General features: G+C 42.8%; 19 protein-coding genes. 17 read left to right on the forward strand and 2 right to left on the reverse strand.

Features of this window, described 5'->3' with window-relative positions; translation table 11 throughout:
• Positions 1-178: 178 nt before the first annotated feature.
• Positions 179-835 (forward strand): 3D domain-containing protein, encoded by a 657-nt coding sequence (locus MHH49_RS24355; RefSeq protein ID WP_038571518.1) that lies wholly within the window; start codon positions 179-181, stop codon positions 833-835.
• Positions 836-939: 104 nt separating this feature from the next.
• Here MHH49_RS24355 and MHH49_RS24360 read toward each other — a convergent pair whose 3' ends face one another.
• Positions 940-1,821, reverse strand: a complete 882-nt coding sequence (locus MHH49_RS24360; protein WP_036687626.1) for a polysaccharide deacetylase family protein — start codon at positions 1,819-1,821, stop codon at positions 940-942.
• A gap of 187 nt (positions 1,822-2,008) precedes the next feature.
• On the opposite strand from MHH49_RS24360, the gene MHH49_RS24365 reads away from it, so the two are divergent.
• The 8 genes from MHH49_RS24365 (at position 2,009) to MHH49_RS24400 (ending at position 8,342) form a co-directional block, all read left to right on the forward strand.
• On the forward strand, positions 2,009-3,043 hold the full coding sequence (locus tag MHH49_RS24365) for an NADH:flavin oxidoreductase/NADH oxidase (protein WP_076141996.1): 1,035 nt from the start codon (positions 2,009-2,011) through the stop codon (positions 3,041-3,043).
• A gap of 87 nt (positions 3,044-3,130) precedes the next feature.
• A complete protein-coding gene (locus MHH49_RS24370; protein ID WP_076144768.1) occupies positions 3,131-3,835 on the forward strand; it encodes a dihydroorotate dehydrogenase electron transfer subunit in 705 nt (234 codons plus the stop codon).
• Positions 3,828-4,760 (forward strand): dihydroorotate dehydrogenase, encoded by a 933-nt coding sequence (locus tag MHH49_RS24375; RefSeq protein WP_038571513.1) that lies wholly within the window; start codon positions 3,828-3,830, stop codon positions 4,758-4,760. The genes MHH49_RS24370 and MHH49_RS24375 overlap by 8 nt, the downstream gene beginning before the upstream one ends.
• A gap of 24 nt (positions 4,761-4,784) precedes the next feature.
• Positions 4,785-5,123 (forward strand): prenylated flavin chaperone LpdD, encoded by a 339-nt coding sequence (gene lpdD, locus MHH49_RS24380; protein WP_254924479.1) that lies wholly within the window; start codon positions 4,785-4,787, stop codon positions 5,121-5,123.
• A gap of 70 nt (positions 5,124-5,193) precedes the next feature.
• The gene (locus MHH49_RS24385; protein ID WP_036687619.1) at positions 5,194-5,862 is read left to right on the forward strand and encodes a PspA/IM30 family protein; all 669 of its coding nucleotides are present in this window, start codon (positions 5,194-5,196) and stop codon (positions 5,860-5,862) included.
• A 123-nt stretch (positions 5,863-5,985) separates the two neighbouring features.
• A complete protein-coding gene (locus tag MHH49_RS24390; protein ID WP_036687618.1) occupies positions 5,986-6,390 on the forward strand; it encodes a DUF350 domain-containing protein in 405 nt (134 codons plus the stop codon).
• 14 nt (positions 6,391-6,404) lie between these two features.
• Complete coding sequence (locus MHH49_RS24395) at positions 6,405-6,911, forward strand: DUF4178 domain-containing protein (protein ID WP_076130052.1); 507 nt, start codon at positions 6,405-6,407, stop codon at positions 6,909-6,911.
• Between the two features lie 168 nt (positions 6,912-7,079).
• On the forward strand, positions 7,080-8,342 hold the full coding sequence (locus MHH49_RS24400; RefSeq protein ID WP_076179953.1) for a molybdopterin molybdotransferase MoeA: 1,263 nt from the start codon (positions 7,080-7,082) through the stop codon (positions 8,340-8,342).
• Positions 8,343-9,042: 700 nt separating this feature from the next.
• Here the strand turns inward: MHH49_RS24400 and xerS are convergent.
• On the reverse strand, positions 9,043-10,125 hold the full coding sequence (gene xerS / locus MHH49_RS24405) for a tyrosine recombinase XerS (RefSeq protein ID WP_076316734.1): 1,083 nt from the start codon (positions 10,123-10,125) through the stop codon (positions 9,043-9,045).
• A 165-nt stretch (positions 10,126-10,290) separates the two neighbouring features.
• Here xerS and MHH49_RS24410 point away from each other — a divergent pair, with 165 nt between their 5' ends.
• The 8 genes from MHH49_RS24410 (at position 10,291) to MHH49_RS24445 (ending at position 16,733) form a co-directional block, all read left to right on the forward strand.
• Positions 10,291-10,800 (forward strand): GNAT family N-acetyltransferase, encoded by a 510-nt coding sequence (locus tag MHH49_RS24410; protein WP_052097079.1) that lies wholly within the window; start codon positions 10,291-10,293, stop codon positions 10,798-10,800.
• A 366-nt stretch (positions 10,801-11,166) separates the two neighbouring features.
• Positions 11,167-11,268, forward strand: a complete 102-nt coding sequence (locus MHH49_RS24415; RefSeq protein WP_197069683.1) for a sporulation protein YjcZ — start codon at positions 11,167-11,169, stop codon at positions 11,266-11,268.
• Positions 11,269-11,453: 185 nt separating this feature from the next.
• Entirely contained in the window at positions 11,454-12,077 is a 624-nt protein-coding gene (locus tag MHH49_RS24420; protein WP_038571504.1) for a TetR/AcrR family transcriptional regulator, read from the forward strand.
• A 61-nt stretch (positions 12,078-12,138) separates the two neighbouring features.
• Entirely contained in the window at positions 12,139-12,990 is an 852-nt protein-coding gene (locus MHH49_RS24425; RefSeq protein WP_081382429.1) for a hypothetical protein, read from the forward strand.
• A 33-nt stretch (positions 12,991-13,023) separates the two neighbouring features.
• Complete coding sequence (locus MHH49_RS24430; RefSeq protein ID WP_038571502.1) at positions 13,024-13,503, forward strand: flavodoxin domain-containing protein; 480 nt, start codon at positions 13,024-13,026, stop codon at positions 13,501-13,503.
• Between the two features lie 238 nt (positions 13,504-13,741).
• The gene (locus tag MHH49_RS24435) at positions 13,742-14,614 is read left to right on the forward strand and encodes an AraC family transcriptional regulator (protein WP_094900639.1); all 873 of its coding nucleotides are present in this window, start codon (positions 13,742-13,744) and stop codon (positions 14,612-14,614) included.
• 225 nt (positions 14,615-14,839) lie between these two features.
• Entirely contained in the window at positions 14,840-15,814 is a 975-nt protein-coding gene (locus tag MHH49_RS24440; RefSeq protein ID WP_076099066.1) for a phosphotransferase enzyme family protein, read from the forward strand.
• Between the two features lie 172 nt (positions 15,815-15,986).
• Entirely contained in the window at positions 15,987-16,733 is a 747-nt protein-coding gene (locus MHH49_RS24445) for a class I SAM-dependent DNA methyltransferase (RefSeq protein WP_076148463.1), read from the forward strand.
• Positions 16,734-16,814 lie beyond the last annotated feature (81 nt).

Below are 16,814 nucleotides of genomic sequence, written 5' to 3' on the forward strand. Positions count from 1 at the left end.
CAGAATGGTAACAATTACATACGCATAGGTTACAAAATTGTGATATATTAAGTCCTGTCAGTTTTACAAAAGACAACAATACATCAGGACATCACACAAGATGTACATAAGTACAGGAAATGTACACGAGCGTATACGGAAGTCATACCGCTTACGCCCATCTAAAGAGGAGGCATTTATGAAGAACAAGTTCAGAACCATTAAAACCCTTGCTGCAGTTATGGGAATTAGTGCATTGCTGCACACCGCTCCTGCTTTTGCAGACAGCGTTCATATTGCAAAGGAAGGCAATACTTTCTATACTCTTTCTCAACAATACAATGTCGGTGTTAATGATCTAATGAAAGCTAATCCAAACGTTGCAGCTCTTAATATTTACGATGGACTTAAAATAACGATCCCTAGTAAAATGCAAGCAGAGTCTGTAGCTACGACAGAAACTCCAGTGCTTACCCCAAGCCTGAATGTTACTCCAGAATCAAAAACAGTTGAAGCATGGGGCAAGTCATTTAACTATGAGAAAACGATACAAGTTAAGGCTTCTGCTTATTCCTCAGCGGCTAGTGAGAATGGAGGCTGGGGTGCGGTTGATTATTTTGGAAACCCACTTAAGCTAGGAACCATTGCGGTTGATCCAAGTGTAATTCCTCTTGGAACAAAAGTGTTGGTTACCGGCCATTCACACTCAGGATTGCCTAAAGAAGCTTTTCTGGCTACTGCAACCGATATGGGAAGTGCCATTAAAGGAAACCGCATCGATATCTTTATTCCAGGCAGCCAAAGCTTTGTAGCGGATTTTGGTTATCAATATGTACAATTATACATTGTTAAATAGCTAGATAAAAATATAGAGATTTATACAGAGATATGGAATGGTTTTAAATAGGTTAAATAAGAAACGGAGGGAGTCCTTAGCGGCTGCCTCCGTTTCTTATTTATTTATTTATTTTTAGAGACCTGCAGCAATTGAGGCACGGTAACGAAAGAATAGCCGCGTTTACGCATAATCGTGATTACCTCAGGTAAAGCCTGAATCGTTCCACTAAGATCACTACCCGGCCCACCTCCACCATGCTGAAGGATAATTGCTCCTTTTCCTGCATTAGCTAAGATGTTATTTCTAACTTGAGTTTTGGAAAGTCCCTTCCAGTCCAACGAATCCACATTCCAATTTACGAGCTTATAACCATGATTTTTTGCCCATCTCAATTGTTGCTCAGAGATATCTCCATAGGGTGGACGAATCAGGCGAGGTTTATATCCGGCCAAGGTTTGAATAATGTTCTCGGTCTCAATGATCTGTGATCTGAAATCATGCATCTTCAGCTTCACAAACTGAGGATGGTCATAAGAGTGATTTCCAATAGCATGTCCTTCTCTAATCATCCGCTTCACTAGAGCAGGATGTTTCTCAGCTCGGCTTCCTACCACGAAGAAGGTTGCTTTGACATGATATTTTTTAAGAACATCTAGCAATTGGGGTGTAAACCTTGGGTCAGGCACATCGTCAAAAGTTAAGGCGATGACTTTATTCCGAGGACCGCTGGTCTTAAAGGTCTCGGGATATTTGTGTAATAGCTGACTCAGAGACAAGCCCTTAGTGTTCTTATTGTTGCTGCTCGTTGAATTATTTGTAGTAGAAGTTCCCGCAGATATCGCCTTGTCTTCGTCAGTGGTCTGCGTACTTTTAATTTGATCCTGTGAGGACTTCTGATTCTGAGCTGGAGCTGAAGCAACCTCTGCTGAAGAGGTTGGAAATAGCAGGACAATGATTGATCCTAATACTACTAGCAGTTTCTGGACTCTCCGTTGATCATACATCCCCAAATGCCTCCTTTACTACCTGATCATCACCATATTCTTCATTGTTATCTCCATTGAAGGATGAATTTATGCCGTTTCTTCAAGGTCTCTGGTAAAGATTTCTTGCACACACTAATGCGTGTATACTAAATAGAACGGGATATTCCCGGGCCAATTATAGACAGGTGGAAGGATGGGGACAAGGATGTCAGAATTGTTTGCACCTTATGAATTGAAGGGTTTAACGCTGAAAAATCGTATTGTTATGCCACCTATGTGCCAGTATTCGGTGGATAAAGAGGATGGCATCCCCAATGATTGGCATTTTGTTCATTATGTAAGCCGTGCTATTGGAGGTACTGGTCTAATCATTGTCGAGATGACTGGAGTACATCCGGACGGTAGAATAACGAACCGGGATACAGGGATTTGGAGTGATACGCATATAGAGGCGTATCGTAAGCTCACAGATAGTGTACATGCCTATGGAGCAAAAATAGCCATTCAACTAGGGCATGCCGGACGTAAAGCGGTCGATGCTGAGCCGCCGGTTGCACCTTCTGCAATTCCTTTTGATGCTCGTTCTAAGCAGCCACAGGTGCTTTCTAAGGAAGGCATCCTTGAGATGATAGAAGCCTTTCGTGATGCCGCTCGTAGAGCTGTGGAGGCAGGATTTGATACTGTGGAGATTCATGGTGCGCATGGTTACTTAATTCACCAGTTTCATTCACCTCTGTCCAACCTCAGAGAGGATGAATATGGACAAGATCCTGCACTTTTTGGAGAACAAGTAGTTGCAGCAATCCGAGAAGTAGTGCCAGTAGATATGCCCTTGATCATGAGGGTATCCGCGAAAGAATATGTTGATGGTGGATATGATGCTGCCTATGCCCTGGAGTTTTGCCGCCGATATAAGGATGCTGGAGTGGATATGTTCCATGTGTCTTCAGGTGGTGAAGGGCCCATTGGCTCTAATGGTGGACCTAATGCGGGCCCAGCCTACCAAGCAGATCTGGCAGAATATATTCGCAGTGGATTACAAGTGCCAGTAATTGCGGTAGGACGGCTTGAAGCCTATTCTGAGGCACAGTCCATCATTGCAGAAAAAAGGGCGGAGCTTGTAGCTATTGGCCGTGGGATGTTAAGTGATCCTTATTGGGCTTTACATGCTGAAGAAGCGCTTGGTGGCGTACATGATGTACCTAAACCTTATGAACGTGGGATTTGGAAAAGAGGCTAGACCGTTTTCGATGTGAAGTTTGTCACAGATTTTATGCTCCTTCTAAGGCAATCTTAATAAAGATAAAATTTGAAGGAGCTTGATAACGTGGGGACGGTTCTAAGTAACGAACGGCTGACAGATGGTGTGTATCACCTTAAGGTAGAGACGAATAGTGGCGGAGCAATGGGTCAATTCTACATGTTACGGGCATGGGGAGCTTACCCCATCCTATCCAGACCCTTAAGTATACATGAAGTACACGAGGATAGTGTTGAATTTCTGTATCACGTAGTTGGGGAAGGTACGGAGATATTCTCACGGCTGGGTTCAGGTGATTCGGTAGAGCTTGAGGGCCCTTTTGGAAATGGATTTCCACAGGTCGAAGGGAAGGTTGCGCTCATCGGCGGTGGGATCGGAATTGCACCGCTTTATTATTGTGCGAAGCAGCTTCCGGGGAGTGATATCTTTTTGGGCTTTAGCCGTGAAGCTTACCGGACAGAAGCGTTTCGCCCACTTGCAAGTGAGCTTGTAGTCGATGTTGGCGGTTTAATTTTGGATAGTGTGGATTTCAGCCAATATGATCATGTCTTTGTCTGCGGCCCACACCCTATGCTTAAAGCTGCTCAACGTAAAGGCATTGCTGCTGAAGAAGCAGGCATTAGAACGAAAGTATACCTTTCTCTAGAGAACCGAATGGCTTGTGGGATTGGAGCCTGTCTGGTCTGCAGTGTATCCTGCCGTGATGGTCAAAAGAAGGCCTGTGCAGACGGACCTGTGTTTCTTTCTGAGGAGGTGATTTTCCATGACTAAGTTGAACACAACAATTGCTGGCGTTCATTTTAAAAATCCAATTATAATGGCCTCTGGAACGTTTGGTTTTGGCCGTGAATATGGCAAGCTGTATGATGTGTCTCTGCTGGGTGGAATCTCTGGCAAGGGGTTAACCCTCAATCCGAAAGCGGGGAATCCCGGCACTCGTGTATATGAGACAGCTTCTGGTATGCTGAATAGTGTGGGACTCGAGAATCCGGGTGTAGCTGCATTTATAGATAAAGAATGCCCTTATTGGGAAACACTCGATACTGCTCGTTTGGTCAACCTGGGTGGAGGCACACTTGAAGATTATGTTCTTGGTGCTGAGATGATTCAGCGGGATGCAGATGCTCGTGCGAGTGCAGGTAAGACAGCAGTGGACATGATTGAATTGAATATTTCTTGTCCAAATGTTAAAGAGGGCGGCATTGCGTTTGGGATCCAAACTTCAGAAGCTCAAAAAGTAGTACAGGCTGTTAGACGCGCAACTAAACTGCCCCTCGCTGTAAAGCTGTCGCCGGGAGCCGAAAATATCGTTGAAATGGCACAAATGTGTCAGGAGGAGGGAGCAGACGCTGTCTCACTCATCAACACGATCTCAGGAATGAAGATTGATGTCCGCCGCAGAAGCAGTGTATTCAATAACTTATATGCTGGATTGTCTGGACCTGCGATTAAGCCTGTCGCTCTTCGTATGGTGCATCAAGTTGCACAAAACGTAACGATTCCCGTGATCGGAATGGGTGGCATCACTTCAGCAACGGATATCATCGAGTTTATTATGGCAGGTGCTGCAGTTATCCAAGTGGGAACTTATAATTTCATGAACTTGCGTGCAGGTAGTCAGCTAGTTGCAGAGCTTGAGCAATTTATGGTTGAAGAAAATATTCAATCACTAGAGGAAATACGGGGCATTATATAAAGTGAAGTAGTGAGGGGAATACTATTGACTACTAACCAGATTGATCCTGAGGATATTGAGCTGAAGGCGACGACTGTCGGACGTGATCTCTTGCTCTTAATTAGTGGAGGTGTTCGGCATATTGGTGCTACGAGTACTGCTTATCTGGAGGGGGAGCAGGTTAAAGTACTGACTTCAGCGGTTCCTCATCATAAAGAGCACACGATAAGCGAGCCCATTGCGATCAGAGTAGCTGAAGCGCTGAACAAGACGGTCACAGTAGTGATGGGGATTCATTATGACAATCTCACGAAAGAAGGTATTATGGAAGTCGTGGAAATTGTGAATTTAAAAGTAAATCAATATTTAGCGCAACAAATATGAAACGGTAGTGACAATTCTACGTAAAAGATAGCATGTGAGGAATTAAATTATCTTTTGGAGGAATGAAACCATGTCTATATTTAAAAGATTGCGCGATTTAACCATGTCTAATGTGAACGCGATTATTGACAAAGCAGAAGACCCGATTAAAATGACAGATCAATACATTCGTGATATGACCGAAGATTTAGAAGATGCAGAAAAAGCTGTAGCGGCGCAAATCGCCATTGAGAAGAAATTCAAACAGCTGTATGAAGAACAAGAAGCGCTTGTTAACAAACGTACCCAACAGGCTCATGCAGCAGCTCAAGCGGGTAATGTTGACCTTGCTCGCCGTGCTCTGGAAGAGAAAAATGCTGCTGAAGCTAAACTGGTAGAATACAAAGCAAGCTTTGATCAGAACAAAGCTTCTGCGGATAACCTTCGTGGCAAGCTTGAAGAGATGCGCAAACAGCTTACCCAAATGAAGAACAAACGTGAGACTTTGGTCGCACGTTATAACGCTGCCAAAGCTCAAACCGAGATCAACAAAGCAATGAGCGGATTTAGCTCCGATTCAGCGTCTGCAGGTCTCAAACGTATGGAAGATAAAATGCTGCAAGCAGAAGCTCAGGCTGAAGCCAGCAATGAGATGAGTTCAGGCAATAAATCTCTGGATGATGAATTCGAGAAGCTGAACAAAGATCAAGCGGTTGAAGATGAACTGGCGGCTCTGATGAAACAATACGAGAAGCAATAACATTTGATCTTTAGCCGGTTCACGGCTGGTGTTCACAGGCGAAGGAGAGACAGAAATTCGTTTCTTCTTCGCTTTATCTATGCTTATGAAAGGCATGCAAAATGATTAAGCGGGGGCTATAGAATGGATCTCCATATTCTGGTGTCCATGGTCGTGTGGACGGTGAGCGGCGCTGTGTTGCTGTTTGTACTGATGTATATAGATTCACTTTTTACTCGTTATAACGATATAGAAGAGTTAAAGGCTGGAAATATGGCGGTGACTACACGGTTTGTAATGAAGCTTCTAGCTCAGGCCTTCATTTTATCTTCATCGATAGCGGCTTCCAATAGTTTGCTAGATGCGTTGCTGATTTCGTTAGTATCATTTTTACTTTTGTTAATTCTAGAAAGAACGGTTCGGCTTCTACTAGCAAATTGGGGGAAGCTGGATCTGGATCATGGTACACAGCTTGGTAAAATCGGATATGGCCTGCTATCAGGTTCACTGCAAATTACGGGTGCTTTAATTATTACTGCCTTTATGTAGGAGGAACGATCAAGTTGAGTATGTGGAAACGTATAGGTAACCTTTTCTCTAAGCCAGCGCCTCAGGAAGTTCAAAAAAGTATGCTTAATTTGTCTCCCGGAGACATTTGTGAAGTATCGCTTGTCACCTATGAAGTCACTGGCCGGACACATAATCGGGGCCGTAATGCTGTAGTTCTGACCCTTAGAGATGGAAGCCAGATAGCTTATCTTCATATAGAAGAGCGGGAACAGCTGCAATATGGATTGTACAGACCTATCGATGGGCGGCTTGATAATCCTGCTGAGGTTCCAGCAACTCTTGAGCTCGATGGCTATACATTTTTCCTGGAGGAAGAATATGAAGGTTTTGTCGCTGTTGCAGGTCAGACGCCATTTATGAATGGTGGAGAGCAGCATGTGTGGCAATATCAATCAGATGATTCACGTCTACTGCGTGTAGAGTGGCAACATGGACGGTTTATGCTTTATGAAGGGGAGAAAATAATCCCTGGGGATGTAAAGGTAATTAGAGCATCCTAGCCTAGTAGAGAAGTAATAGATCACTATACCGGAAAAAATATTGTAGAAAAGGCTGCTGCCCATAAACATGGATGGTGGCCTTTTGTGTTTATAATTTTACTTCAAGAGGTCTCATGTTAAAATAATACCTATTACAGCAAAAATCGACGTTTCAGAGCGGAGGTCTTTATGAAGGATAATAAATTTCAGCGGGAAGCGCTGCAAGTCAAAGAAGCTCAGGCCAAAATAATCAAATATGCCAATCCGCTAGAATCAGAAGACGTATCGCTAGATGAGTGTTGTGGACGTTATTTGGCTGAAAAAGTGATTGCTCCACACCCATTTCCTGCGTTTAATCGATCTAGTATGGATGGATATGCGATTATCGCGGGGGATACCCGTAACTGTGTTAATGGACAAGTTGTATGGTTAGAAATTGTGGATAATATTCCGTGTGGCGCAGTGCCTGCGGTAGATATAACTCCGGGAACAGCCGCAAGAATTATGACTGGTGCACAAGTACCGGTTGGGGCTGATGCTGTGGTGATGCTGGAGGTCACGGAGAGACGTGAAGAGGAAGGAAAGACTTACGTTGGAATTCGAAAAAAACTAGAAGCAAACAGCAATATCACACCTCAAGGTTTCGAATTAAGCCAAGGTGATCTTGTATTGCCAACAGGAAGGTTAATCTCTGCGGGGGATATAGCTGTTCTTGCAGCGTTTGGATTACATACCGTGAAAGTCTATCGTCGTCCCAAGGTAGCCATCTTTGCCACAGGAACAGAGCTGCTGGAAGTGCATGAGCCGCTGGAGCCTGGCAAAATCCGCAATAGTAACTCCCCTATGCTCGAAGCTCTAGTCAAAGAGACAGGGGGTGTTCCAGTAATGTTAGGCGCTATTGTGGATGATCTGGAGCTGGCTAGAAGTAAAGTACAGATGGCGCTGGAAACTTATGATTTTGTGATCACAACGGGTGGCGTTTCTGTGGGGGATTATGATATCATGGGCGACTTGGTTCGTGAACAAAGTGGTAATATGTTGTTCAACAAAGTGACGATGCGTCCAGGAAGCGTAACTACTGCTGCGGTTAGAGGTGGTAAGCTGCTGTTAGCTTTATCCGGGAATCCGGGGGCTTGTTTCGTTGGGTTTCAACTGTTTGCACGGCCTGTGATTTCACTGATGCAAAGTGCTTCTCAGCCTTTTTTACCGGAATGGAACGTTACACTCGGTACAGATTATAAAAGAGTGAATAATTTTACTAGATTTGTGCGAGCTCGCTTAGAAATAAAAGACGGCAGCTTGTTTGCTTATCCGGCACTCATTGATGAATCTTCCGTAACGGTCACGATCAAGGATAGCGACTGTTTGATAGTTGTACCCCCAGAAGAAAAGGGGCTATCTGCCGGAGATAAGGTAACGGTGATCAAGCTGCCAGGAGAGATTCGGGGCTAGATGTGGATGGTACTCTGCCCATCGATGATGAACAAAATTTCACCGCAGGTATTGGAGTAATTAAAGGTATTTGATATCCACGCACGCACAGAAATCGCCATAGAATTGCTAGGTCAACGGTATTATTTCCAACATTTCAACATATGAAAAATTCACAATAGATAAGCAAAAAACAGCATTCCTGCTAACCCAATAGTCGCTAACAACCGGTTTTAAAGGGAGGGTTACCCCAGAAATTAGAATAAGAAAACCCACTTACGTACCGTAAGTGGGTTTTTAGTGCAACAATAATCGGGTTAGGGGTGCCCGCCGAATGTAATTCAAATTTGAAGAAAAGCGAGAATGAAATGTCCGGGTAGACGACACAATCATAGCAATTCTCCTTTCGGAAGAGTCGCTGCTCTGCTGGTTGGAGTTATTAGCCTGCGCCAGTGCCGAGATTAATCACCCACAGATGCTTAAGGACTCAGATGATCTTATTTGCATATTTATCACCTTTTAAGCGGGGTTTCGGACCTCAGCGTCGCTATTTCATAGCATGGAGCTCATATTTGCGTATTTCAGGCCAATAGCGACCTTGAGGTCCGTTAGCCACCCAAATATGAGATAATCCTGCGTTTAAGGTCAGCTGAGTCCGATAACAACTCTGCACTAGCGAAGAGCGGCTACTCATCCGAAGTATGAGCTCCCTTTGTGATGATTAATTATCGACACGCCGCTCGATCGCCTCAGACATCGTTTTATCCGTTAGATGAGCGTAGATCTCAGTTGTCTCGGTGGATGCGTGCCCGAGCTGTTCCTTCGTTTTATAAATATCATTTTGCAGATAATAATCTGTTGCAAAAGAATGACGCAGCTTATGAACCGTAAGATACGGTTTACCAAAGCGTTTAGCGTACTTAATAATCATTTCTTGAATCGCACGTTTGGTCATACGTTTGCCTTCTTGACGCCCGTTAGGGAGAGAGATAAATAAGGCCTTTTCTCTCTTGGGTGTTTTGTAGCGAGATTGGCGCAGACTAAGATAAAGAGCTAGATCATCTTTAGCTTGCTCTCTAAAATAGACGGGTGTCTTAAACGTTTCGTCATTATTCCCTTTGCGGGTGACATAGAGCAGCTTGTTGTTAATATCCAAATCGTCTACGTTTAGATTGACTACCTCAGATACACGCAGGCCAGAGTTCAGAATCAAGCTGGCAATACAGGCATCACGCTCGTGATTCAATTGAAACGAATAATAAGCCTGTTTGTTGCCTTCCACATCCCGTCCATACCCTTCATAAATGTACCCCACAAACTCCAGTAATTCCTCATCTTCCAAAATCTTACCCTTTAATTTAGCGGCAGTGTCTTTTGGCTTATGTGTTCGTTTGACCTCAACCTTAGCCATAATGTTTCGCTTAAGCAATGGATAAAAGTTCTCGTCCTCAGCGATTTGACTTAAATAATGAAATAAGGAGCGTAATGCAGATAGTTTACGGGATACAGTAACACGAGTGTTCGTACCTTCGGCTCGGGTAGTTAGATGCAACCGATATCCGACAATACTGTCCATAAGTAGGGTTTCCAATTCTAGAAGCGTGATCTCGGTATTTGAGCCGGCTTGGGATAAGCCCTCTGCCCGCAACCAGCCGAAAAAAGATTCATAATCCCGGATATACTCCAGCAGTGTGGAGGGGGAGAGATCAGGTCGTTTATAGTCAATAAACTGCTGAACGAACCAGGGCATGAGGGGGAGCTTTTGATCAAGTTTTTTACGGTCATCGTTCTTTTGAACGCTCATGTGATTCACCTTTTTCCATAGATTGCATAAAATCTCTTCCTTCTATCTTAACATGTTTTGTCCCAGATTGGACTTCGAATGAAGGGAAAACTAGGGCCGAGCCTTGCTCCTGATGCCGCTAAGCTTTATGATGTGAAGTAAACATAAATGTCAGAGGTGCACATAATGAAACTTGAAATTGAGCTGGTTCCCAAAGAACGTAAGCATACTATAAGCAGATTAATGCAGTTCTACCTATATGATTTCACCCGTTATTTAGAATTTGATGTCAATCAAGACGGGGTATTTCCAGCCTATCCGGGTCTAGAAGCTTATTGGAGTAGCGGAAATAATAAATCAGCGTATTTGTTTAAGGTGGACGGGCATATTGCTGGTTTTGCTTTGGTGGACAGGTTATTGCGTAATCCTGAAGGCCAGTTTTATATGACTGAGTTTTTTGTGATGCAAAAATACCGCCGAAGTGGTGTAGGAACATGGGCTGCGCATAAGCTTTTTGATATGTACCCTGGTGAATGGAAGGTTTCACAAGTCCGTGCGAATACGCCCGCTCGTGATTTCTGGCATAAAGTGATCGGGGACTATACCCATGGAGAGTTTCAAGAGCGCTTTAATCCACAACAAGGCAATCCCAGCCAATACTTCAACACATTAACTATTAATCGAATTAAGAAATGAAAATCCGTGTGTTTTCGGGTTTTTCTTAAAGAAGGAGTTTACCATTAACAGCAAATGGAATGGAAAAGTGGTGCTAAGCGAGTGAGAGCTAGACAGTGGAGGATGACCAAGAGAGCGTCAAGACGGACGGCCAGGAAACTGTATTTTTTTATATAACTGGCTAGCTATTAAGAACATATACGAATTGTAAAGTAATGAGCATCTAATGCTCTCTACTATAGTTAACATAACATTATTTATGTTAACCAATTAAACCATTCACCATAAAAAGGGTCGTTGGTTTATTTTTTGTGTTCAAAATACCCAGTCAGTGAGGGCAATATTGCATATCTTATGATGTACTCAATTACAAAGGAGGAGTCAACAATGGGCGAATTTGCAGGAGGATACGGTGGTTTCACTTCCACAGGAGCTATTCTGGTTCTGTTTATCCTGTTGGTTATCATTACTAAAACCCTCTGTCTGTAATCCTTTAACTTCACAAATTAAAGGTTCCGTCAGTCTAAATGACTGGCGGATTTTTTATGTCCAGATATGTAGATTGGAGGAGGGGAATACATGTGACTAAGGATATTGACATAATACTAATCCAAAACATATATTAAACAGTGTTCAAAGATTAAACAGTGTTCAACACATGAGGAGACAAATTTATGACTAAAGAACAACGAAAAGTACGTGAGCGTGAAGAAATGAGGAATCTAATCCTGCAAAATGCAGCTTTATTGATTGCTGAAGAGGGAATAGAGAAGCTCTCTATCCGAAAAATCGCTGAGAAAATCGAATATTCACCGGGAATTATTTATCATTATTTTAAAGGCAAAGAAGAGATTATCGAGAACTATTTGCAACAAAAATATACGGATATGCTTACTGAGCTTCAGTCTGTGCAACAAGAGGTACAGCAGGAATTACCTCCAGATACACTTTTAAAACGATCATTGGAGAAGTTCATCAGGATGTCTCTTTCCACGGGTGTAGAATACCGGAATGTCATGCTAAACGATACGCCGGCTGTTCTTAGTTACACAGCTGTTCTATTTAGAGGAGCAGCACAGGAGCGTAAAGCGATTGGGATGCTCTGCCAGGGCCTGTTCAGATTTGAAGCACAGAAAAACCGTGAGGAAGCTTTCGTAGAACTCACTGCTCAGGTGATATGGAGTGCAGCGTTCGGTTTAATTATGCGTTTGCTTGTCGAAAAAGATCTGCCTGATGATCAGGTCGAAGCTCTGATTTCATGTCATTTGGATTCAATGGTTGCTATTGCCTCCAGGTAAAATCTAAATATTTTCATGAAGGGAGGGGGAGGTTGTTATAAAACATATAAGGAAAGTCGTAGTGCTGTCGGTGTTGATTTCGGTTATTGCAGTGTTTGCAACAGCGGTTGGGTTGTTTTCAGATGGGATAAGTGATGGAACAAAATATACTTTTACGTCAATATGGGGCGAGGATGTAAAGCTTCAGGGGTCAGGAGTGTACAGCCATGATTCTGTCTCTGCGGCGGCACAAGCTAAAGCACAGGATGGAGTTACATTATTTCTTGCCATACCTTTACTGCTCAGTTCGCTCATCATGACAATTAAAGGCTCGATAAAGGGGAGGATGCTCCTTACGGGCACTCTGGGGTACTTTTTATATACTTACGCATCCTACAGCTTTCTGACGATGTACAATTCATTGTTTTTAGTTTATGTGCTGTTGTTTTCTTTAAGTTTTTTCGCATTCATCCTAGCCTTATTTTCTTTCGATAAAGAATCCATACATACTTACTTTAAAAACAGTTTACCTTCTAAAGGAATCGGCTTTTCACTAATGGTTATTGCTTTTATGATTTTATTTCTCTGGCTAGGGAAAATACTGAATTCACTACTGGGGGGAATACCGCCACAAGGGCTAGAGCACTATAGTACGTTGGTAATTCAAGTTTTGGATCTTGCGATCTTGGTCCCATTAGCAATTGTAACGGGGATTATGGTCATTCGTAGACAACCTTTTGGGTACCTACTGGCAACTGTCGTTGTTTTCAAAGGAGTTACATTACTGCTAGCAATTACGGCAATGCTGGCGGCAATGATCTATAGCGGTGTGGCTGTGTCTATAGCCGAGTGTGTAATTTTTCCGACGATGGCTTTAGCTATTGCTGCTTGTATGGTTATTTTGTTAAAGCATGTACGTGAACCCTTAAGATAATAAGTGACCAGCGAGCGGAAGGGAGCGATTAGAATGAAGACAATAATTATGTTTACCTCGAAATATGGGTGTGCAGAGAAAGCGGCTTATTTATTAAAATCTCAACTGGGCGAAGAAACCGAAGTAGTTAATTTGATGCATGCTAAAGAGCCGACACTGGAACGATATGATACGGTCATCTTGGGAGGTTCTATTTATTATGGGAAAATCCAAAAACAAATGACTGATTTTACAGCAAAATATCAACATGAACTAGGGAAAAAACGAGTAGGATTGTTTATTTGTGCAGGAGCAAAAGGTGAGGAGGCCTCACAAGAATTGAAATCTGCGTTTCCAGAAGTGTTATATAACCAATCGGTGACGAAAGAAGTTTTTGGAGATGAGATCTATGAAGAGAAGCTAACTTTGCTAGATCGGTTTGTATTGCGGATGGTAAAAGGAAAAAATAAGAACGTAAATGGGTTGTCAAAAGAGACGATAGAGCGTTTTGCGCTTGCTATGAAAAGGCAGTGAAAGTGAGTGGACAAACGAACTGCTGAACGTACTTCAGGTAATAGTTAACATAATTATGATTATGTTAACTATAATCTTGACATTCAAAAAAAGTAGTCCTTCTTGTGAGAAGAATTTTACTTCCTCATATCGAGTCTCTGTTCATCGAAACATGAAAACCCTACAGAATCGTGCAGAAAAAGTCGGGAAGGTAAAAACCTTCTCTGATAACCTATAATTAACGAGGGGAGGCAACGTCATGGATACGCTGGTACAACTGAACAAAGCAATAAACTATATTGAGGAGAACCTAACAAATCAAATTGATTATCAGGAGGTTGTGAAAATAGCCTGCTGTTCGGAATATCATTTTACTCGCATGTTCTCATTCCTAGCAGGCATTACTCTGTCGGAATACATCCGGCGTCGACGTCTAACCTTGGCAGCACTCGAGCTTTCACAAAGTAATATCAAAATTATCGATGCCGCTCTGAAATATGGTTATAATTCGCCTGATTCCTTTTCTAGGGCTTTCCATAGCATGCATGGGGTAAATCCTTCGGAAGCTCGGGTCCATGGACAATCCCTTAAGGCGTTCCCTCGGATGTCGTTTCAGCTGACTATCAAAGGAGGAAATGAAATGAATTACCGTATTGAAAACAAAGAATCTTTTCACATCGTGGGCATAAAAAAACGGGTACCAATCATTTTCCAAGGGGTCAATCCGGAGATTGCGTCGATGTATGAAGGGTTGACGCCGGAAATGATTGATGAGATGAAGAGATTTTCCGATGTTGAGCCCTCAGGGTTTATAAGCGCCTCTACAAATTTCTCTGAGGGGCGTATGGAGGAAAAAGGAGAGTTCGATCATTATATTGGCGTTGCCACTACGAAAGACGCATGGAATGGCTTGGATCAGCTGGAAGTGGCGGCCTCCATGTGGGCTGTATTCACAGTCGTCGGCTCTTTTCCGAGTGCGCTACAAGAGATCTGGGGGCGAATATATTCGGAATGGGCTCCGTCATCGGGATATGAGCTAATTAAAGGGCCTGAAATTCTTTGGAATGAGCACAAAGATATCACATCGCCAAATTTTAAAAGCGAAATATGGGTGCCTATCACTAAGAAATAAAAGAGATTGGTTGGATTAATGAGACTGAGAGCTGAATATCCTTTCACTACGAAGCTGCCGCGAAAAACATTCCGGCAGCTTCGTCAAGCTATAGGCAGGATATTTCGAAAATGTTGTAGAAGTACAATTGGTGAGTCGAATGATTTTTGGAATGTAGTAGATTTCAATTTTTATGATTCAGACGAAGATTGAATCAATGAATCCTTCTATTTTAAAGGAGTACTTATGACGAACGAGAAGCTTTTGGACTTACTAGGCAGTTACGATATCCAACAGCCTGAGATTATTTTCTTAAGGCATAACGAGAACAGAACCTATCGTGTTAATGACAGAACGGGAAAATCATATTTACTCCGCATTCATGACCCTTTTATAGATGACATGAAAGGTCTGCAACATACATACGGCGGCATTCTTGGAGAATTGCAAATGCTTGAGAAGCTGGGAAGCTGGAGCAGCAACGAAATACAGACTCCCGTAAGAAACAATGAGGGTGAACTTATTACGATCATTGAATACGAAGGTGAACTGCTAAACTGCTCCGTCCTCACCTGGCTGGATGGAAGAGACATGAATATGAATGATGTTAACAATCTTGAACTGGTAAAAGAACTGGGATCGCAAATAGCAGAACTGCATACTTTTTTTCGGCAGTACGAACATACAGGTATGGAGATTCGACCGAGTCAAGGTAAAGCTTATAATGAACGGATGATCCGTGTGATTCATTCGGGTGTGAAAAAGAATTTATTTACGCCTTCTGATGCTAATGTCATTGAACAAACGCTGCAATTGATCAACTCCCGGTTAGATGACCGTGGCGGGGAGGCTGGCCCTGACCTTATTCATGGGGATTTGTGTATGGGTAATATCATCATCACAACCGAAGGAGAGGTGCGCTTCATCGATTTTGGCTTTTTCGGTAACGGTTATGCCTTACTTGATGTAGCCATGGGAGCTATGATGCTGCCATCCGATCGAAGAGATACTTTCCTAAAGGGTTACTACAGAGAGTACGAAAATACAGCGAATGATCTACTTCAGTTGGAAGGTTTAATGTTGGTCGCTATTATTGGATATTACGTCTTCCAGATGGAGAATGTACATGTTCATGCCTGGATGCGTGAAAGAATGCCCAAATTATGCGCTGAGTATTGTCGCCCCTTCCTCAATGGTGAAAGTATATTTTATAAAATATGAAATGGAATGTTCATGGTTGAACTAACGAGGAGTGGTAGGTTTGATAAAAATTGATTATATCCGTTTATCACCAAACGTGTTATCAAAAAAATAGTAAAATAATACTGTTAAGCGCGATGGCTGTCGATGAGCATTTATTTCGATTATATTATAACAAGGAATGAAAGGGGGAATGGTGTTGATTGAACATAGCAATCTTGAAGAATTTCAAGATCCGGTAAATTACGATCTTGAATTTGACGGTGAAATGGACAAATATCAGTTCTATCTTGAGCTTGCTAGATCGAGTCCTGGGGAAGTGTTAGAACTTGCTTGTGGTACAGGCTTAACAACGATCCCCCTCTCGAAAGCCGGTATAACAATGACCGGTGTAGATATCTCTTCAGCAATGATTGCATATGCGCGGTTGAAGGCGAAAGGGCTGACTGTTACTTTTATGGAAGGTGATGCCCGTACCTTCGAATCGGATAAGCGATTTTCGATGATTTATTTGACTGGTAATGCATTTCAGGCATTTTTAAGTGATCAAGATCAAAGCGATTTGCTCACGACCGTTCACAAACATTTACAACCTCATGGAATCTTTGCATTTGAGACCCGTAATCCGGAGGGAACGGATTTATCCGATCAAGAGGAGACAGAATGGGGATCATTTATTGATAAGGATGGAAATAACGTCAAGGTATCAGGCACACAATGTTACGATGCTGGCCAGCATATCATGCATTGGGTCACGATGCGTGATTGGGGGTATAAGCGAACGACTTCCCGGATTGCTTGTCGGTTCACGGATCCGAATACGCTTCATTCTTTATTAACCCGTCACGGCTTTCGCGTCGAACATCAATATGCTGACTGGAATAAAACGCCGTTTTCTCAGTCATCTTCATCTATCATTAGCGTTTGTAGGAAATGTTAGGAGAAACGTAATGCATTGCAATAGAACCCCCCCTCAGATTGAGGGGGATTTTGTTGTTCCTAAGTTTAGCATACTTTTCGC

It is taken from the genome of Paenibacillus sp. FSL F4-0122, from assembly GCF_038002845.1.
In the GTDB taxonomy this organism is placed as follows: Bacteria; Bacillota; Bacilli; order Paenibacillales; family Paenibacillaceae; genus Paenibacillus_AQ; species Paenibacillus_AQ odorifer.

Coding starts and splice junctions, on each gene's coding strand:
- MHH49_RS24355 (WP_038571518.1), top strand. CDS start 179: ATGAAGAACAAGTTCAGAACCATTAAAACCCTTGCTGCAGTTATGGGA.
- MHH49_RS24360 (WP_036687626.1), bottom strand. CDS start 1,821: ATGTATGATCAACGGAGAGTCCAGAAACTGCTAGTAGTATTAGGATCA.
- MHH49_RS24365 (WP_076141996.1), top strand. CDS start 2,009: ATGTCAGAATTGTTTGCACCTTATGAATTGAAGGGTTTAACGCTGAAA.
- MHH49_RS24375 (WP_038571513.1), top strand. CDS start 3,828: ATGACTAAGTTGAACACAACAATTGCTGGCGTTCATTTTAAAAATCCA.
- MHH49_RS24385 (WP_036687619.1), top strand. CDS start 5,194: ATGTCTATATTTAAAAGATTGCGCGATTTAACCATGTCTAATGTGAAC.
- MHH49_RS24390 (WP_036687618.1), top strand. CDS start 5,986: ATGGATCTCCATATTCTGGTGTCCATGGTCGTGTGGACGGTGAGCGGC.
- MHH49_RS24400 (WP_076179953.1), top strand. CDS start 7,080: ATGAAGGATAATAAATTTCAGCGGGAAGCGCTGCAAGTCAAAGAAGCT.
- xerS (WP_076316734.1), bottom strand. CDS start 10,125: ATGAGCGTTCAAAAGAACGATGACCGTAAAAAACTTGATCAAAAGCTC.
- MHH49_RS24410 (WP_052097079.1), top strand. CDS start 10,291: ATGAAACTTGAAATTGAGCTGGTTCCCAAAGAACGTAAGCATACTATA.
- MHH49_RS24415 (WP_197069683.1), top strand. CDS start 11,167: ATGGGCGAATTTGCAGGAGGATACGGTGGTTTCACTTCCACAGGAGCT.
- MHH49_RS24420 (WP_038571504.1), top strand. CDS start 11,454: ATGACTAAAGAACAACGAAAAGTACGTGAGCGTGAAGAAATGAGGAAT.
- MHH49_RS24430 (WP_038571502.1), top strand. CDS start 13,024: ATGAAGACAATAATTATGTTTACCTCGAAATATGGGTGTGCAGAGAAA.
- MHH49_RS24435 (WP_094900639.1), top strand. CDS start 13,742: ATGGATACGCTGGTACAACTGAACAAAGCAATAAACTATATTGAGGAG.
- MHH49_RS24440 (WP_076099066.1), top strand. CDS start 14,840: ATGACGAACGAGAAGCTTTTGGACTTACTAGGCAGTTACGATATCCAA.
- MHH49_RS24445 (WP_076148463.1), top strand. CDS start 15,987: ATGGTGTTGATTGAACATAGCAATCTTGAAGAATTTCAAGATCCGGTA.